Origin of the sequence: Streptomyces sp. NPDC001851, assembly GCF_040297165.1 — a bacterium.
Lineage (GTDB): Bacteria > Actinomycetota > Actinomycetes > Streptomycetales > Streptomycetaceae > Streptomyces.
Genome location: NZ_JBEOYR010000002.1, coordinates 227438 through 243761, shown reverse-complemented (window position 1 = coordinate 243761; position 16324 = coordinate 227438). Strand labels below are relative to the sequence as shown.

At 73.8% G+C, this 16324-nt stretch carries 16 protein-coding genes; 7 read left to right on the top strand and 9 right to left on the bottom strand.

The features are described 5' to 3' along the window. Nucleotides 1-21 precede the first annotated feature (21 nt). Both ABT171_RS04100 and ABT171_RS04095 read right to left on the bottom strand, forming a co-directional pair. Complete coding sequence (locus tag ABT171_RS04100) at nt 22-1869, bottom strand: lasso peptide isopeptide bond-forming cyclase (RefSeq protein ID WP_351239566.1); 1848 nt, start codon at nt 1867-1869, stop codon at nt 22-24. A gap of 35 nt (nt 1870-1904) precedes the next feature. Beyond that, entirely contained in the window at nt 1905-2015 is a 111-nt protein-coding gene (locus ABT171_RS04095) for a keywimysin-related RiPP (protein ID WP_184966700.1), read from the bottom strand. 437 nt (nt 2016-2452) lie between these two features. Between ABT171_RS04095 and ABT171_RS04090 the strand changes: the two genes are divergently transcribed. Beyond that, nucleotides 2453-2635, top strand: a complete 183-nt coding sequence (locus ABT171_RS04090; protein ID WP_351239564.1) for a hypothetical protein — start codon at nt 2453-2455, stop codon at nt 2633-2635. 93 nt (nt 2636-2728) lie between these two features. Then, entirely contained in the window at nt 2729-3058 is a 330-nt protein-coding gene (locus ABT171_RS04085; RefSeq protein ID WP_351239562.1) for a hypothetical protein, read from the top strand. Here the strand turns inward: ABT171_RS04085 and ABT171_RS04080 are convergent. Next, the gene (locus tag ABT171_RS04080; protein WP_351239560.1) at nt 3007-4659 is read right to left on the bottom strand and encodes a DNA repair helicase XPB; all 1653 of its coding nucleotides are present in this window, start codon (nt 4657-4659) and stop codon (nt 3007-3009) included. The genes ABT171_RS04085 and ABT171_RS04080 overlap by 52 nt on opposite strands. Before the next feature lie 62 nt (nt 4660-4721). Continuing rightward, nucleotides 4722-7421, bottom strand: a complete 2700-nt coding sequence (locus ABT171_RS04075) for a helicase-associated domain-containing protein (RefSeq protein WP_351239558.1) — start codon at nt 7419-7421, stop codon at nt 4722-4724. Nucleotides 7422-7544: 123 nt separating this feature from the next. Here ABT171_RS04075 and ABT171_RS04070 point away from each other — a divergent pair, with 123 nt between their 5' ends. Together ABT171_RS04070 and ABT171_RS04065 are read left to right on the top strand one after the other, a co-directional pair. After that, a complete protein-coding gene (locus tag ABT171_RS04070; RefSeq protein ID WP_351239556.1) occupies nt 7545-8624 on the top strand; it encodes a hypothetical protein in 1080 nt (359 codons plus the stop codon). Nucleotides 8625-8856: 232 nt separating this feature from the next. Further along, entirely contained in the window at nt 8857-9492 is a 636-nt protein-coding gene (locus tag ABT171_RS04065) for an HAD family hydrolase (protein ID WP_351239554.1), read from the top strand. On the opposite strand, the gene ABT171_RS04060 is transcribed toward ABT171_RS04065, so the two are convergent. Then, entirely contained in the window at nt 9450-9719 is a 270-nt protein-coding gene (locus ABT171_RS04060; protein ID WP_351239552.1) for a hypothetical protein, read from the bottom strand. The two genes, ABT171_RS04065 and ABT171_RS04060, sit on opposite strands and share 43 nt — an antisense overlap. 175 nt (nt 9720-9894) lie before the next feature. On the opposite strand from ABT171_RS04060, the gene ABT171_RS04055 reads away from it, so the two are divergent. Continuing rightward, nucleotides 9895-10278: a cold-shock protein gene (locus tag ABT171_RS04055; RefSeq protein ID WP_351239550.1), complete on the top strand. Its 384-nt coding sequence runs from the start codon at nt 9895-9897 to the stop codon at nt 10276-10278. A 7-nt stretch (nt 10279-10285) separates the two neighbouring features. On the opposite strand, the gene ABT171_RS04050 is transcribed toward ABT171_RS04055, so the two are convergent. The 4 genes from ABT171_RS04050 to ABT171_RS04035 form a co-directional block, all read right to left on the bottom strand. Then, nucleotides 10286-11137 carry a 1,4-dihydroxy-6-naphtoate synthase gene (locus tag ABT171_RS04050; RefSeq protein WP_351239548.1) on the bottom strand — a complete coding sequence of 284 codons (852 nt, stop codon included), beginning with the start codon at nt 11135-11137 and terminating at the stop codon, nt 10286-10288. Continuing rightward, a complete protein-coding gene (locus ABT171_RS04045) occupies nt 11127-11873 on the bottom strand; it encodes a futalosine hydrolase (RefSeq protein WP_351239546.1) in 747 nt (248 codons plus the stop codon). Before ABT171_RS04045 ends, ABT171_RS04050 begins: the two co-directional genes overlap by 11 nt. Beyond that, nucleotides 11846-12343: a DUF2771 domain-containing protein gene (locus ABT171_RS04040; protein WP_351239544.1), complete on the bottom strand. Its 498-nt coding sequence runs from the start codon at nt 12341-12343 to the stop codon at nt 11846-11848. Before ABT171_RS04040 ends, ABT171_RS04045 begins: the two co-directional genes overlap by 28 nt. 133 nt (nt 12344-12476) lie before the next feature. Then, nucleotides 12477-13883, bottom strand: coding sequence for an MFS transporter (locus ABT171_RS04035; RefSeq protein WP_351239542.1), 1407 nt, complete (start codon nt 13881-13883; stop codon nt 12477-12479). Nucleotides 13884-14224: 341 nt separating this feature from the next. Here ABT171_RS04035 and ABT171_RS04030 point away from each other — a divergent pair, with 341 nt between their 5' ends. Continuing rightward, nucleotides 14225-15151 carry a DUF3027 domain-containing protein gene (locus tag ABT171_RS04030; RefSeq protein ID WP_351239540.1) on the top strand — a complete coding sequence of 309 codons (927 nt, stop codon included), beginning with the start codon at nt 14225-14227 and terminating at the stop codon, nt 15149-15151. Nucleotides 15152-15320: 169 nt separating this feature from the next. Beyond that, complete coding sequence (locus ABT171_RS04025; protein WP_351239538.1) at nt 15321-16322, top strand: esterase/lipase family protein; 1002 nt, start codon at nt 15321-15323, stop codon at nt 16320-16322. Nucleotides 16323-16324 lie beyond the last annotated feature (2 nt).

Sequence of the window (16324 nt, the reverse complement as noted above, 5' to 3'; positions counted from 1 at the left end):
CGGCTCTCCTTTGTCTGTCGGTCACTTCGGTACGTCGTGCCGCGCCCGGTCGAGCGCCCGCAGCCACACCTCGACCGAGATGGTCGAGTACAGGACGGCCTCCCGCAGGTGCCGGGTGGCGGGGCGCTCGGCCAGGCGGCGCAGCATCTCGCCGTCCACCAGCCCGAGCCGTTCCAGGCGGGAGTCGTCCCACAGCGCCTTCAGTTCGGCGCGGTGCTCGCGCAGCCCGTCGGCCGCGTCCCTCGCGGCGGTGGCCTTGTTGGTGCGGCGCAGGCACTCCTCGGGCACGATGCCGCGCATGGCCGTGGTCAGGAGCGGCTTGTACCGCCAGGGCGAGACGCGTTCGTCGGGGCGGACGGCGAGGGCGGCCTCGATGACCCGGTCGTCGAGGAACGGCGAGGCCATGGGCAGTCCGCAGCGGGCCGCCATGTGGTCCCACTGCCGGATGATGCGGGTGCAGTTGCGGATCTGTTCCAGGTCGGCGTGGAGTCCCCGGTCGGGGTGCAGGGGCCCGGTCTGCCGGGCGGCCGTGCGCAGCGCCGTACGGGCCAGGTGCTCCGCCTCGGGGGTCGCCCACTCGAACAGGCGCGGGCTCATGCCCCAGCCGAGGCTGGTGGTGACCGTCGGGGGCAGCGGGGCGCGCAGCCGGTGCTCCGCGTCCGCCAGCCAGGTGCCGTAGGACCGGGAGTCGGCCAGGGCGCCCAGCAGGGGGCCGAGCGGCCACTGCCACAGCGCCTTGAAGCCGCGCAGCTGCCGCAGCGCGAACAGCGGGCGGCGGCGCGCCAGCCGGTGGTAGTACGCCTCGGAGCACCAGGCCACGTGGTCGCCGCCGATGCCCGTCAGGTGCACCCGGCTGCCCCGTTCGGCCATGGCCGGCAGATGGTGCAGGACGCGCGCGCGGTCCATGACGCCGATGGTGGGCTCGTCCAGGACGTCGTCGATGGCGAGCAGCCCGTCGTAGACGAGGGGGGAGGCCTCGGCGTCCCAGATGACGTGCTCGACGTCCGGCAGGGCGGCGGCGGCCCGCTTCGCCCAGTGCAGGTCGGTGTCGGCGGGGTCGCGGCCCGGCCACGTGGAGGCGACGACGCGGGCCGGTGAGCGGTCGGCGAGGAAGCAGACGGAGGTGGAGTCCAGGCCGCCGGACAGGTCGCAGCTGACCGTGCCGCCGTGCCGGGTGCGGGCGTCCACGGCCTCGGCGAGGGCCTCGCGGACCAGGGGGGCGCCCGTGCTGAGCGGGACGACCGGTTCCGGGGGTGTCCACCAGCGGGTGTGGCGTGCGCCGTGTCCGTCCGGCGCGAGGACCAGCGCCTCGTCCGGCGCGACGGCGGTGACCTCGGGCCACAGCGGTTCGTCGAGCAGGGGGTGCGGTACGGGCCACAGCAGCCGTACGGCCAGGCGTTCCGGCGCCGGTTCCACGCCGAGCGCGGCGGCCAGGACGTCCGCCCGGGTCGCGGCCACCCGGGTGCCGTGCACCGGGGCGTGGAAGACCAGACGGAGACCGGAGGCGGTGCCCTGCACCCGGATCCGTCCGTCGAGGGCGGCGACGAGGTGGCAGCTCCCGGGCAGCGAACGGGCCCACGCGTCGAGTGCGGCGAGGTCGCGCAGGGAGCCGGCGACCCGCTCCAGTTCCGCTTGGTCGGCGGGGACGCAGCCGACGAGGGCGAGGGCGGCGGGGCCGACACGGGCGCTGACGATCTCCTGGTCGCTCCAGTGACCCACGAGCCAGGGCCGGCCGGAGGCGTGATCGAGGCTGCGGGTGCCGGGGCGGGCGAAGGAGCGGGCCGCGGCGGCCGCGTCCGCGCGGTCTGCGAAGACCGCGAAGTGCGCGTCGCCGTGGCCCGTCCCCGCACATGCGTGCAGATCAGTCATGACGTCAGGTCAGAGACCTTCGCTCGTCGACCTGTTCAGTTCTTGCTCAGGATGAGCCGGTCGTTGCCCGAGCGCTGCAGGAGTCCGGTCTCCTTGCGGAAGGAACCGAGTCGGACGAGGGTCGGTGCTTCATAGGCCTTCTTCATGACCTGTTTCTCCTTACGGGTTGTCTTTCCGCCCCCCGAGGGCGGCCTGCCACCAGCTAGCCGGGGAGCGGGGCGGTCCGACAAGATGAAGGAGAAGAGTCGGATTGTCTGAATATTCTGTCCATTCAGGGTGTGTTCGAGTGCTGAACGGGTCCGCGGCCGGCACCCGCCCCTGCGCGGCAGGTGCCGCCGGCGAGTGCCGGAGGAACGTTTTCACGTGGGCCGGAGCGCGGCCCGGAGGCCCGGACCGGAACGGGCGCCGGAGGGGTTCGCGCGGGCGCACTCCGGGTCCGGGCCGTGAATCGGAATGGGGACCCCTAGGGGGCGAGGCCGACCGGCGTAGGGGGAGCGCTCCACCCGCGGGGGTACGCGAAGAACGGGAAGATTGGCTCTGTGGACCGATGCCGGTCGGGCCGTGCGAGAGCGACCATGAAGGCATGAGCGCAGCAACCATCCATCCAGCCCCTGTCCGCCCGCCGGCCGGCGCCACAGCCGTGGACGGCCCGCACCACCACCCGCTCGGCAACGCCCTGCGCGCCCTCAAGGTGTTCGCCGAGGCCGCGTTCGGCGTGGTCATCCTCGGCGAGTACGGCGAGGAAGCGGGCATACGCCGCAAGTAACCGCCCGTCTCCCTGACCCTGTTCATCGCCCGGTGCGTCGTGCAGCACGCACCCCTGGCCGACCTGCTCGTCTAACGGGCCGAGGACGCGGCCGTGGTCCACGACACCGATCTGCACGGCTTCACCGTCACCCGGTGGCGGCTCCCCGCGACCCACCCGCCCTTCGCGGCGCTCCTCTCCGCCCCGGCCACCTGGCTGCCCGTCCCGGCTCTGAAGACGGCCTTCCCCGCAGGCGACGCGCTCCTGCCCGAGGCCTTGGCCGCCCTCTCGGCCCGCCTGGCCGGCCGACGGCTCTCCGCATCCCCGCTCTGCACCACGACCGCCCTGCTGCTCGGGTCGGCGCTGATCGCGGCGGCGGCGCTGCGGGCGGCTCAGCCGGTGCTGCCCTCGGCCAGGATCTCGTCCGCGTCCATGATCCGGTAGGCGTAGCCCTGTTCGGCCAGGAAGCGCTGGCGGTGGGCGGCGAAGTCCTGGTCGATGGTGTCCCGGGCGACGACCGAGTAGAAGTGCGCCTGGTGGCCGTCGGCCTTCGGGCGGAGCACCCGGCCGAGCCGCTGGGCCTCCTCCTGGCGGGAGCCGAAGGTGCCGGAGACCTGGATGGCGACCGTCGCCTCGGGCAGGTCGATGGAGAAGTTGGCGACCTTGGAGACGACCAGCACGCTGATCTCGCCCTCGCGGAAGGCGTCGAAGAGCTTCTCGCGCTGGGCGTTGGAGGTCTCGCCCTTGATGACGGGCGCGTTCAAGTGCTCGCCCAGCTCGTCCAGTTGGTCGATGTACTGGCCGATGACCAGGATCTGCTGGCCGGCGAACCGGCGGACGATCGCCTCCGTCACCTTCCGCTTGGTGTCGGTGGTGGCACAGAAGCGGTACTTCTCCTCCGTCTCGGCCGTCGCGTACGCCAGCCGCTCGGAGTCCGTCAGGTTCACCCGGACCTCGACGCAGTCGGCCGGTGCGATGTACCCCTGCGCCTCGATCTCCTTCCAGGGCGCGTCGAACCGCTTCGGCCCGATCAGCGAGAACACATCCGACTCGCGGCCGTCCTCGCGCACGAGGGTGGCCGTCAGACCCAGCCGCCGCCGCGCCTGCAGATCGGCGGTGAACTTGAAGACAGGAGCCGGCAGCAGATGCACCTCGTCGTAGACGATCAGCCCCCAGTCCCGGGAGTCGAACAGCTCCAGGTGCGGATAGACACCCTTCCGCTTGGTCGTCAGCACCTGGTAGGTGGCGATGGTGACCGGGCGGATCTCCTTGCGTGTCCCGCTGTACTCACCGATCTCGTCCTCGGTCAGCGAGGTCCGCTTCACCAGCTCGTGCTTCCACTGCCGGGCGGAGACGGTGTTCGTGACGAGGATGAGCGTGGTCGACTTGGCCTGCGCCATGGACCCGGCCCCGACCAGCGTCTTCCCGGCGCCGCAGGGCAGCACCACCACTCCGCTGCCGCCGTGCCAGAAGTTCTCCACGGCCTGCTTCTGGTACGGCCGCAGCGCCCAGCCGTCCTCCAGCAGCTCGATCGGATGCGCCTCACCGTCGACGTACCCGGCGAGGTCCTCGGCCGGCCAGCCCAGCTTCAGCAGCACCTGCTTGATCTGCCCGCGTTCGGAGGGGTGCACGACGACGCTGTCCGGGTCGATCCGCGCCCCGACCAGCGGGGCGATCCGCTTGGACTTCAGCACCTCCTCCAGCACCGGCCGGTCGGTGGTGGTCAGCACCAGCCCGTGCGCGGGGTGCTTGCTGAGCGTGAGCCGCCCGTAGCGGTCCATCGTCTCGGCGATGTCCACGAGCAGCGCGTGCGGCACCGGATACCGGCTGTACTGCACCAGCGCGTCCACGACCTGCTCGGCGTCATGCCCGGCGGCGCGCGCGTTCCACAGCCCGAGCGGGGTGACCCGATAGGTGTGGATGTGCTCGGGCGCCCGCTCCAGCTCGGCGAACGGCGCGATGGCCCGACGGCAGTCGTCGGCCCGCTCGTGGTCGACTTCCAGGAGCAGGGTCTTGTCGGACTGGACGATCAGTGGACCATTCACGCTCGGTACACCCTTTCCCTACGGCCAAACGTCCAGTGTGCCCTATGGGCCGGTGATCAGGGTCAGTCCTCCGCGAGCTCCGCCACCCCCGTGATCCGGTGCAGCGGATAGGTGCGCACCTCGTCCGCCGTGTGGTCGTACGCCGTCACGAAGCCGCCCTCCACGCGGACCGGGGCGATGACGCGCTGGCTGGCGGCGCCCTCGGCGTTGACGTAGCCGATCCAGACGGAGCCGCCGGTCAGGACGGCGGCCTGCATGGTGGCGAGGGTCTCGGCGGAGGACGTACGGGGCAGTTCGCCGCCCGCGAGCGGGGCTGCCGCTCCGGTGGGCTTGCGCGGGGTGGTGGCGGCCAGATCGCCCGCCCGGATCGCGCGGATCGCCGCCGCGAGGAGCGTGGTGTCGGGCGGCGGCGGCCCGTCCGGGACCGGCTCGGGCGCGGTGCGCGGCGGAGTGCGGTGGGCGTGCGCGCGGGCGATCAGGACGTCACCCTCGGCGGACTCCGCGGCCGGGGCGTAGCCCATCGCGCGCAGGCCCTCCAGCAGCGTCGCCGGATCGGACTGGGCGGCCAGCACGGTCGGGGCGAGGCGGCGCAGCCGCAGGGCCGCGGCGCGCCGGTCGGCCAGGATCTCGTTCAGCAGCGTGTCGTCGTCGCAGCGTACGTACGCCGAGGCCGCGCCGACCCGCAGGTGGCCGTGTTTGCGGGCCACGTCGTCGATCAGATAGGCGAGCGGCTGCGGGACCGGGGTGCGGGAGTGCTCGGCGAGGAAGGCGTGCAGATCGGCGGCGGTACGGCCGGCGTCCAGGGCACGCCGTACCGAGGCCGGGCTGAACCGGTACACGGTCGCCCCGCCCTTCGACTCGACGTCCGCGAGCACGTCCAGCAGGTCGGCGAGCGGGCGCTGCAGCGGCCCGGGCGCCACCGCCGTCAGGTCGGCCTGGAGCAGCACATGGTCCAGCGGTTCGGGGAGGAGCGGCGCGAGGAGGCGGGCGGCGGCGGCCGTCGCCACGGCCTGCTCGGCGGGGCCGAGCGGGGCGGCGGCGCCCGTCGGCCGGTGGTGGTGGTGGACGGGCAGCTTGTCACCGGGCCCGGCGGGCTCGGCGGACCCGGCCGGCGTGGGCGGCCTGGTCGAGCGGGCGGACGCGCGGGCGGCCGTCGCGGCGGGGGAGCCGGAGGCGCCGGAGGCGTCGGGCGGCACGGCGGTGCCGGAGGACGGACCGGTGGCCGCGGAGCCGGTGCTCGGGCCGCCCGGGGCGGCACGCGAGCCCGTCGTCGCCGGGGCGCCCAGCAGCGCGCGGCCGTGTGCCGACAGGGCGCCGCGCCCGGTGACGCCCAGCAGTTCGGCCTCGGACAGGGTCCAGCGGGCCAGCCGGGAGCGCAGGTCCTCCTCACCGTCCGGACGCTGGGGTCCGCGCAGCGGCCGTTCCCAGCGCAGCCGGGCCAGCACCGACTCGGGGTCCGGGGCCGCGCCCGCCGGCAGACCGGCCAGCAGGGCCAGCACCCGGTGCCGTACCTCGGGCGCGGCCGAGCGGTCCAGACCCGGCCCGAGCGCGGCGAGTGTGCGGTCCTTCGCGTCCCGCCCGCCGACCAGCCCCGGCGTCCGGGTGGCCGCCAGCCAGGCCTCGGCGAGACGGGCCCAGCGCTCGGCGGCGGGCCGCTCCAGCCACTCGTCGTAGGCGGGTGTGGCCGCGTACCGCTCGTCGGCCTCGCCGTCGGAGGCGATCAGACCGGCCGCGTACGCCAGCTCCACCCAGAACGCGGCGACCGGCTCGGACACGTCCAGGGCGACGGCGGTCCGCTTCAGATCACGCACGCTCAGACCGCCGGCCCGCAGCACGGCCGGCCCGCCCTCGTCCCAGTCCTTCAGCAGCTCCTCGACGGTGGCCAGAGCGGTGTACGCCTGCCCGGCCGCCGTCGCGTCCACCACCTGCGGACCGTGGGTCGCGGCCGGCTCCACGGCGGGCGGCAGCGGCTCGGGCACGCGGTGGGCGCGGCCCTCCCGCAGATGCAGGGCCACCTCGCGCGGCAGGACGACCGTGCCCGGCGCGGACGGCAGCAGCAGGCCCCGGTCCAGCAGCCAGCGCAGATGCGCGGCCGGATCCGCGGTCACCTGCCCGTACGGAGGTCCCCACACCAGCCGTGACAGCACCTCGCGGGCCGCCTCCGGGGCACCGGCGAGCAGCCCGGCCATCTTCTTCCGGTCGCCGAACAGCCTGGTGAGCGCGGCCACGGCGGACACCGAGTCGTGCGTCGAAGGCAGCCCGGCCGTCGTGACGATCTCCTGGATCCGGCCCGGCGACATGCCCGCGGCCGCTTCCTGCACGGTGGGCCCGAGCCCGGTCGGGGAGGGGTGCTGCGGGGAGGGCGCGAGCAGCTCCCGGGCGGTCCGCACCAGCCGCAGCCGCTCGTCGTCGCCCCACACCAGCGCCTGCTCGCGCAGGGTGGCGAGGGCGTGCGGCAGCGCGGCGGCGACCGTGTCGTCCGCGCCGTACCCCGCCATCAGCCCGAGCAGCGTGTCGTACGACGCCGGGTCCGGGGCCACGGCCAGTGCCTCCGCCGTCTGCAGCGCGAACCGGTCCAGCCGCTCCAGCGCCCGCAGCACCGACGCGCGGGTACCGGCGCGGGTGGCCAGCTGGGTGAGGTCGGTCGGGACGGGCGTGATGAGGTCGGGGCGGCTGCGCAACAGCGCGGCCAGGGAGACGTCGTCCCGCGCGCGGAGCGCCTCCGCGAGGGAACGAGGGGCTGGGTGGGCCGCTTGGCTCATCTGACCCACGGTAGCGGCTGCCGGTGTCCAGGGGGCTCCCCCGGTCCGGCGGCGGGCTCGGCGAAGCGGCTCTGCGCTACCGTCCTCACGGGGTCTCATCACCGTCACCCCGGAGGGGTTCCGTTGGGGATCGAGAGCGACCAGGTCGTCTACGAGTACCTGAGCCGTGTCGGAGACATCGCTCAGCAGCGGCAGCTGCCGTCGGGCACGCGGATGCGGCTCGTGTCGGAGCTGCGCAACGAGATCGACCGGCACCGGGCCAGAGCGACCGTCGACAGCCCCGCCGCGGTCCGCCGCATCCTGGACGGCCTGGGCACCCCGGACGAGGTCGTCGAGGCGGCGGGCGGCACGGCCGGTACGGCGGGTACGTCCGGTGGGTCGAGCGGGTCCGGTGGTTTCGGTGCCGGGCGGGTCGCGCAGCAGCCCGGCACCGTGCCCGTACAGCCCGAGCCGGCGGACGGGGACCGGGGCGGGGGCCGGACGCGGCGGGAACAGCGTCGCGAACCGCGCGGGGAACGGCGCAGGGGGCTGCGCCGGGTCGTCCCCGGGCCGCGCCCGGCCGAGTCCGGGCCGTCCGCCCCGAGCCATGTGCCCTCACCGCCGCACCTGGCCCCCGCGCACGAACTCGGGGACAGCGCCCTGCGGCCCGACTGGTGGCGGGTGAGTGGCGGCGGGCCGGCCGCCGAGACCGACTCCGTGCCGGGGTTCGTCGGCGGTGTGGAGATCCCGGAGCTGCTCAAACGGCCACCGGAGCCGACGGAGGGGACGGCGGTGCCGGTGGCCCCGGACACGGTGGCCCCGGCACCGGAGGCCACCGGGACCGGGCCCGCCCCGCGCCGCCGCCTGCTCCCGCGTCCCGCGGCCGGCTGGACCAACCCCCTCCTGCTGCTGGCCGCCGCCGCGCTGGTCGCCGGGGCGGTGCTCGGGAACTGGTTCGCCCTGATCCTGGGCTGGGCGATCGCCTACGGCTCCCGGCGGCTGACCCCCGCGGAGTCCAAGTGGGCCGTGATGGTGCTGCCGGGTGCGGCGGTCACGGCGGGGCTGGTGTGGCTGTGGGGGAGGGACAGCGGGCGCTGGGGCGAGCCGATCGCGCGGGGCCATATGAACGAGGCGATCGCCGGGACGTGGCCGTGGGTGGTGAGGGGCGCCGCGGTGGCGTCGGCGCTGTACCTGGTCTGGCGCTCCCAACGCACCCGGCGCTAGCACCCCCGAACCCGCGCCGGGCTGTGAGTGGTCCCGAACCCGTGCCGGGCTGTGGGTGCCCCCGAACCCGTGCCGGGCTGCTGGTACCCCAGTACCGGCACCCGGCGTGAGCGTCCCAGGACCGGCACCCGGCGTGAGTACCCCGGCACCGCCACCCGGCGTGAGTCCCCCAGTACCCGCACCCCCACCCGGCGAGGCGGGGCGCTCCGGCGGCGCTGACACAATGCCGCATATGACCTTCACCGTCGGCTTCGACCTCGACATGACCCTCATCGACTCCCGGCCGGGCATCCGCGCGTGCTACCTGGCGCTGGCGGAGCGGACCGGGACGTACATCGACGCCGATCTGGCGGTGACCCGGCTCGGTCCGCCGCTCGTGGAGGAGCTGGTCAACTGGTTCCCCGAGGAGCAGCTCAGCGCCATGGCCGACCTGTACCGGGAGATGTACCCGTCGATAGCCATCGCCTCGACGCCCGCCATGCGGGGCGCGGCGGAGGCCATGGAGCAGGTGCGCGCGGCCGGTGGCCGGACACTCGTGGTCACGGCGAAGTACGAGCCCAACGCCAAACTGCACCTGTCCCACCTCGGCATCGAGGCGGACGTGGTCGTGGGCGACCTGTGGGCCGAGCAGAAGGCGCAGGCGCTGCGCGAGTACGGCGCGGGCGTGTACGTCGGCGACCATGTCGGAGACGTGCGCGGGGCCCGTATGGCGGGGGCGGTGTCGGTCGCCGTGGCGACCGGTCCCTGTTCCGCCGACGAGCTGCTCGCCGCCGGGGCGGACGTCGTCCTCGACGACCTGTCCGGGTTCCCGGCGTGGCTGACCGGCTACCGCGGCGCGGATGCGGAGGGGGAGGCGCCGCGCGCCTGACGGCGGGCGGCGGCCACCGACCGCAGGACGCCGGCACCGGCGACGAGGAAACCGACCGCCATGAGCATGCTCAGACCGAACATGTAGGTGGGGAAAGGCTTCGCGCCCAGGAACAGCGGTGCCACCGTGACCAGAGTGGCCACGGCCCCGATGAAGAAGACGATCGCCCCGGCGCGGATCAGCCCGTCACCGGGTGCGGCGGAATTCGTTTGGGTTTTGTCACGCACCGGACCAGGGTAGTTCCCAGCGCGAGAGAACAACCGGGGGACGTCTTGTCACCCGCCCCGAGACCATTAGCCTTGGTAGCGGCGGGTCGAGGTCGACCCGCTCTACTGCTATCAAGAGCGAGTTTCGCAGCAGTAGCCGCAGTTTTCCCAACGAGTACGAGGACGAGGACAGACGGTGCCGACCGGGCGTGTCAAATGGTTCAACAGCGAGAAGGGCTTCGGCTTTCTCTCCCGCGACGACGGCGGTGACGTCTTCGTCCATTCCTCGGTTCTCCCCGCCGGAGTCGATGCACTCAAGCCGGGACAGCGCGTGGAGTTCGGCGTCGTCGCCGGTCAGCGCGGTGACCAGGCGCTGTCGGTGACCGTGCTGGATCCGACGCCGTCGGTCGCCGCCGCCCAGCGCAAGAAGCCCGACGAGCTGGCCTCGATCGTGCAGGATTTGACGACTTTGCTGGAAAACATCACGCCGATGCTGGAGAAGGGCCGCTATCCGGACAAGGCGTCCGGCAAGAAGATCGCCGGCCTGCTGCGGGCGGTCGCCGACCAGCTGGACGTATAGCCACCCGTCAGGGAAAAGCGAGCGCATCCGGGCCGAGGGGCGGCACCAGCCCCTCGGCCGCCGCACGTGTGAGCAGGCCGCGGATCGCGGCGTAGCCGTCCTCGCCGAGGTCGGCGGTGAACTCGTTCACGTACAGCCCGATGTGCTGGTCCGCCACGGCCGGGTCCATCTCCTGGGCGTGCGCCATGACGTACGGCCGGGACGCCTCGGGGTCGTCCCAGGCGGCCCGTACCGAGGTGCGGACGGAGTCGGCGAGCCGGGTCAGCGCCTCCGCGCCCAGCGAGCGCTTCGCGATGATCGCGCCCAGCGGGATCGGCAGGCCGGTGGTGTGTTCCCAGTGCTCGCCCATGTCGGCGAGCTTGTGCAGCCCGTAGTTCTGGTAGGTGAACCGGGCCTCGTGGATGACCAGACCGGCGTCCACCTTGCCGTCCCGCACGGCCGGCATGATCTCGTGGAACGGCATGACGACGATCTCGCCGACCCCTCCGCCGGGCAGCGTGTCCGCCGCCCAGAGCCGGAAGAGGAGATAGGCGGTCGACTTCTCGCTGGGCACCGCGACCGTACGGCCCGTCAGATCGAGCTCCGGCTCCCGGGTGAGCACCAGCGGCCCGCAGCCCCGCCCCAGCGCACCGCCGCACGGCAGCAGCGCGTAGTCGCCGAGGACGTACGGCAGGACGGCGTACGACACCTTGAGTACGTCGAACTCACCGCGCTCGGCCATGCCGTTGGTGAGGTCGATGTCGGCGAAGGTCACCTCCAGCGCGGGGGCGCCGGGGACGCGGCCGTGGGCGAGGGCGTCGAAGACGAAGGTGTCGTTGGGGCAGGGCGAGTAGGCGATCTGCAAGGGCTCAGGGGTCATGCGGGTTCCAACTCTCCAGTGCGGGCGCCGACTTCCCGAACGCCTCGGTGAGGGCGGTGAGGGCGTCGCCGATGCGCCAGGCGGCGCGGTCGCGCGGGCCGACCGGGTTGGAGACCGCGCGCAGTTCCAGCACCGGCACCCCGTGCGCGGCGGCCGCCTCCGCGACCCCGAAGCCCTCCATGCCCTCGGCGAGCGCGTCGGGGTGCCGGGCGCGCAGAGCGGCGGCGCGGGCGGCGGTGCCGGTGACGGTGGAGACGGTGAGGACGGTGCCGGTGCGGGCGCCGGTCGCCTCGGACACCGCGCGGACGGCGGAGGGCGGCGGGCGGTGGGTGACGGTCCCGAAGCCCAGCTCGGTGACCGGAAGGAAGCCGTCGGCGGTCTCGGCTCCCAGGTCGGCCACGGTGATCGCGTCGGCGACGACGAGCGAGCCGACGGGCGCCCCGGGCGCGAAGCCGCCGCCGATCCCGGCCGAGACGACCAGGCCGTACGGGGCGCCGGCGAGGGCGGCGGCGGTCAGGGCGGCGGCGGTGGACGCGGCGGCGAGGGCCGGACCGACCCCGGCGGCGAGCAGATCCCAGCCGGCGGCGGTACGGCACAGCAGCGCACCCGGAAGCCGCACCTCGGTCACGGCCCCGGGAAACGCCTGTGCCACCGCGTCCCGCTCGATGGGGACCGCGGTGGCCACGAGGACCCGTACGGAAGCCGTGATCAGGCCTTCTTCAGCTTGAACGACCACATGCCCAGGTTGGCCTTCTCGCCCATCCGGATCGTGACCGTGTTGGTGTCGCCCTGGGTGCCGTACTGCTGGTTGAAGAACGCGCTGCCCGGAATGGTGCGGTACGTCTTCTTGCTGACGTCGGTGAACTGCTGGCCGTTGACCAGGATGACCCAGCCGGCGTCCGCGATCTTCGGGTCGACGCCGAAGCGGACGGTCTCGTCCTGGTCGACCTTGATCGACTCGGCGTTCTCGACGTTCTTGATGCACCGCGCCAGCGACTTGGTGTCCAGCGCCTTGCCGTCGTTGTAGCAGGTGGCCTCGGAGTTCACCGAGTCCTTGCCGACGGTGACCGTCGAGACGGGGGACGGCTTCTCGCAGGCTGACAGGGCCAGCAGTCCGGCGGATACGGCGCCGGCAACGGCGACGGCGCGGCGGCGTCGCCCAGCGCGTTGTACATCAGCGGCTTCGCCGCGGGGCAGCGTGGTCATGACCGAAGGCTATCGGGCGCCCAGAGCCCTCCGCCCACGCGGGGTGCGGCGTGCCCGGTTCGTTACGCCAGCCGGTCCTGCGGCCCGTACATCGTGTCCGGTTCGTTATGCCGGGAAGGCGGGTCGGGGGAGGTCAGGTCACGCGGGGGTGGGGGCGGCCGCCGTGCCGGGCCGAGGCGAGCAGCCCCTTCAGCGTGGTCAGCCAGCCGACGGCGACGAACACCGCGCCGATCAGCAGGCCGACGGTCCCGTTGAGCGGCAGCACGATACCGACGGCGCCGCCGAACACCCACGCCATCTGCAGCAGCGTCTCCGAGCGGGCGAACGCCGAGGTGCGCACCAGCTCCGGCACGTCCCGCTGGATCAGCGCGTCCAGGGCCAGCTTGGCCAGCGCCTGGGCGAACCCGGCGACGGCGGCGAGGCAGGCCACCGGGAACGCCCCGAAGAACAGGCCGGCCAGGGTCGCCGTGCCCAGCACCACCGCGACCACGGCCACGATGATGACCTCCGGCGCACGTGACTTCAGCCAGGCCCCGACGGCCGTGCCCAGCGCGTTGCCGGCACCGGCGGCCACTCCGACGATCCCCAGCGAGACCGCCGCGCTCTCACCGGTCAGCGGATGCTCGCGCAGCAGGAAGGCCAGAAAGAAGATCAGGAAGCCGGACAGGCAGCGCAGGGCCGCGTTGGCGCCGAGCGCATGCGTGACGGCGGGGCCCACGGTGCGCAGTCCCGGCCGTTTCACCTGCTCCTTCCTGCGCTGCGGCCCGTGCAGATGCTGCTCGTCGGCGGCGAGCAGGGCCACGTCCTCGCCCTTGGCTGAGTCGACCGCGGGCGGCAGCGAGAACGACAGGAACGTTCCCCCGACGAAGATCACGAAGGCGCCGTAGAGCGGCCAGGGATCCCCGGCCCGGTGCAGCCCCGCCGCGACCGGGGCGGCGACCCCGGTGGCCAGCAGCCCGGCGAGGGTGACCCGCGAATTGGCCTTCACCAGCGAGAACCGGGGCGGCAGCAGCCGCGGTACGACCGCACTGCGCACCACGCCGTACGCCTTCGACGCGACCAGCACACCCAGCGCCGCGGGATACAGCTCCAGGCTCCCGCTCGCCACCGCCCCCGAGATGACCAGCGCGAGCAGCGCACGGGCCAGCATCGCCCCGGCCATCGCCGCGCGCCGCCCGTGCGGCAGCCGGTCGAGGAGGGGTCCGATGACCGGGGCGAGGACGGTGAAGGGCGCCATCGTGATGGCGAGGTACAGCGCGACCCGTCCCCGCGCCTCGGCGGTCGGCACCGAGAAGAACACGGTGGAGGCGAGCGCCACGGTGACCATGACGTCCCCGGCGCCGTTCACCGCGTGCAGCTCGATCAGCTTGCCCAGCCCCGACTCTCCGGCGCCGTGGGCGTGCGTGGCCCTGCGGATGCCCCGCGCGGCACCGGTGACCGGGGAGTGCAGGGCACGCCCGACGGAGCGGACGGCGCCACCGACCCGGCTCGCGCCGCCACCCCGAACACCACGCCTGTCCGCGGTCGCCACGTGCTTCATAGTGCCCCGAGAAGGCGGCGGATAGTGCGGTACGGCGCGCACGGCGGCCAACCCGGCCGCTGATCCGGCGACTTCCGGGTGCACGGCACGAGGGGGCGGCCGGGACGGCGGGGGCGGCAGGGGTGGCAGGGGGTGGCCGGGTCGGGAAATCCTGCCGCGTGGCGGCGACCGATCCTGTTCGGTGTAGCGTGCGTATCTCAGCCATAACGCAGAATGGATGGCAGAGGTGCGCCCGAGCGCGCGGATGCAGACGTCGATGCGGTCCCCCGGTCCGCTCCGTCGGCAGGCCCGCCTTCAGGCAGCCGCACTCGACGAGACGGCGTAGGAGAGAAGCGATACCTGTGAGCGCAGCGACCACGCGAAGCCGCACCCCCGACCGCTTGTGCGCCGAGGCCGTCGACCTCGCCCGCGGTGCCGCCGAGGAGGCCGCCGCCCCCGGCGTGGTCGGCGAGCACGCCGGCCTGGTGTCCGAGGGCGACCGCGTGGTCACGCACTTCTTCGAGTGCAAGGAGCTGGGTTACCGCGGCTGGCGCTGGGCCGTGACCGTGGCCCGCGCCTCCCGCGCCAAGGTCGTCACGCTCGACGAGGTGGTCCTCCTCCCCGGCCCCGACGCCCTGCTCGCCCCCGAGTGGGTCCCGTGGAGCGAGCGGCTGCGCCCCGGCGATCTCGGCCCCGGCGACCTGCTCCCCACCGACCAGGACGACCTGCGGCTGGAACCGGGTTACACGGGGGAGGACGAGCCGCTGCCGAGCGCGGTGGTGTCCGAGGAGATGGCGGAGCTGGCGGAGGCCGAGGACGCCGACGTCACACCGGGCGCCCCCGCCGTCCAGCCGACGACGCCCACCCGGGGCTCCATCGCCGCGGTGGCCGAGGAACTGGGCATGCGCCGCGCCCGAGTCCTCTCGCGCTACGGCCTGCACGTCGCGGCCGACCGCTGGGAGGAGTCGTACGGCCCGAAGACCGCGATGGCCCAGGCCGCCCCGGCCACCTGTGTGAGCTGCGGCTTCCTGACCCCCATCGGCGGCTCCCTCGGCCAGGCCTTCGGCGTCTGCGCCAACGAGTTCTCCCCCGCCGACGGCCGCGTGGTCTCCCTCGCCTACGGCTGCGGCGGCCACTCGGAGGCCGCCGTCATGCCCAAGCCCCCGCAGCCCGCCCCGCCGGTCATCGACGAGACGCGGGTCGACCCCTTCCCGCTGCGCCCCGCCCGCGACTCGGGCTCGGTCCCGGAGACGGGCGACGAGGAGACGGCGGAACTGGGCCACTCGTAGCCCGGAGCACCACTACGGTGGCCCGGCCCGTGAAAGGTAACGGGCCGAACGGGTGAAAAAAGGTCCTCCATAGGAGGCGCTCCGCGCCGTTGTTCGCTCCCGCACGGAATCCGCTCCTTGATCATCGCCGCGTCGGCGCTGGGCCGGCACCGAGGCGAGGAGTGGTCCGATGGCGGGTCGGAGTGTGTCCCAGAAGCGGTCGAACCGGCGGCGCGGCAGGTGGGCCGCGGTCTGTGCGGGGCTCGCCCTCGCGCTGGGCGTCGGACAGGGGACGGCGGTCGCGGCGGGCGTGCCCGCGCCCCCGGTACCGCGGGGGAAGATCCTCGCGGCCCCCGCGGCGCTGGCCGGGGGCATCGTCCACCCGGACGCGCCGCCCGCCGGTGCCGACGACTGGAACTGCAAGCCCTCGCCCGAGCATCCGCGTCCGGTCGTCCTGCTGCACGGCACCTTCGCGAACGCCTATGACGACTGGGGCCTGATGTCCCCGTACCTGAAGCAGCTGGGCTACTGCGTCTTCGCGCCCAACTACGGTGCGGCGCCCGGCTCTCCGGTCAAGGCCACCGCACACATCCCGGACTCCGCCCGGCAGATCGCCGACTACGTCGACCGCGTACTGAAGGCCACCGGGGCCCACCAGGTCGACCTGGTCGGACACTCCCAGGGCGGCGGTGTGACGCCCCGCTGGTACCTGCGGTTCGACGGCGGCACGGATCCCGCGCACCCGCAGCGGAACAAGGTGCACAGCCTCATCGGCCTGGCGCCGTCCAACCACGGCACGACCGCCTCCGGCCTCGGCACCCTGACCACCAGGCTGGGGCTCAACCCGACCGTGTCCGCCGTCGTCGGGCAGGCGTACGCGGACCAGATGGCCGGCTCCGAGGTGAACACGGAGCTGGACCGGGGCGGGGACACCCAGCCAGGGGTCGCCTACACCGTCATCGCCACCAGGCTCGACGAGGTCGTCACCCCGTACACCCAGCAGTTCCTGACCGCGGGACCGGGCGCGACCGTCAAGAACATCACGATCCAGGACATCTGCCCCCGGGACCTCTCCGAGCACGTCTCGATCGCGTACGACTCCAACGCCGCGCAACTCGTCCGCAACGCGCTGGACCCCGCGCACGCCCAGCCCATCGGCTGCGGCCTGTCCCTCCCGGTCCTCGGCGGCTGACC

Bases quoted from the DNA above. Each gene is read 5' to 3' on its own strand.
- ABT171_RS04100 (WP_351239566.1), bottom strand. From the start codon at position 1,869: ATGACTGATCTGCACGCATGTGCGGGGACGGGCCACGGCGACGCGCAC.
- ABT171_RS04095 (WP_184966700.1), bottom strand. From the start codon at position 2,015: ATGAAGAAGGCCTATGAAGCACCGACCCTCGTCCGACTCGGTTCCTTC.
- ABT171_RS04090 (WP_351239564.1), top strand. From the start codon at position 2,453: ATGAGCGCAGCAACCATCCATCCAGCCCCTGTCCGCCCGCCGGCCGGC.
- ABT171_RS04075 (WP_351239558.1), bottom strand. From the start codon at position 7,421: ATGAGCCAAGCGGCCCACCCAGCCCCTCGTTCCCTCGCGGAGGCGCTC.
- ABT171_RS04065 (WP_351239554.1), top strand. From the start codon at position 8,857: ATGACCTTCACCGTCGGCTTCGACCTCGACATGACCCTCATCGACTCC.
- ABT171_RS04050 (WP_351239548.1), bottom strand. From the start codon at position 11,137: ATGACCCCTGAGCCCTTGCAGATCGCCTACTCGCCCTGCCCCAACGAC.
- ABT171_RS04040 (WP_351239544.1), bottom strand. From the start codon at position 12,343: ATGACCACGCTGCCCCGCGGCGAAGCCGCTGATGTACAACGCGCTGGG.
- ABT171_RS04035 (WP_351239542.1), bottom strand. From the start codon at position 13,883: ATGAAGCACGTGGCGACCGCGGACAGGCGTGGTGTTCGGGGTGGCGGC.
- ABT171_RS04025 (WP_351239538.1), top strand. From the start codon at position 15,321: ATGGCGGGTCGGAGTGTGTCCCAGAAGCGGTCGAACCGGCGGCGCGGC.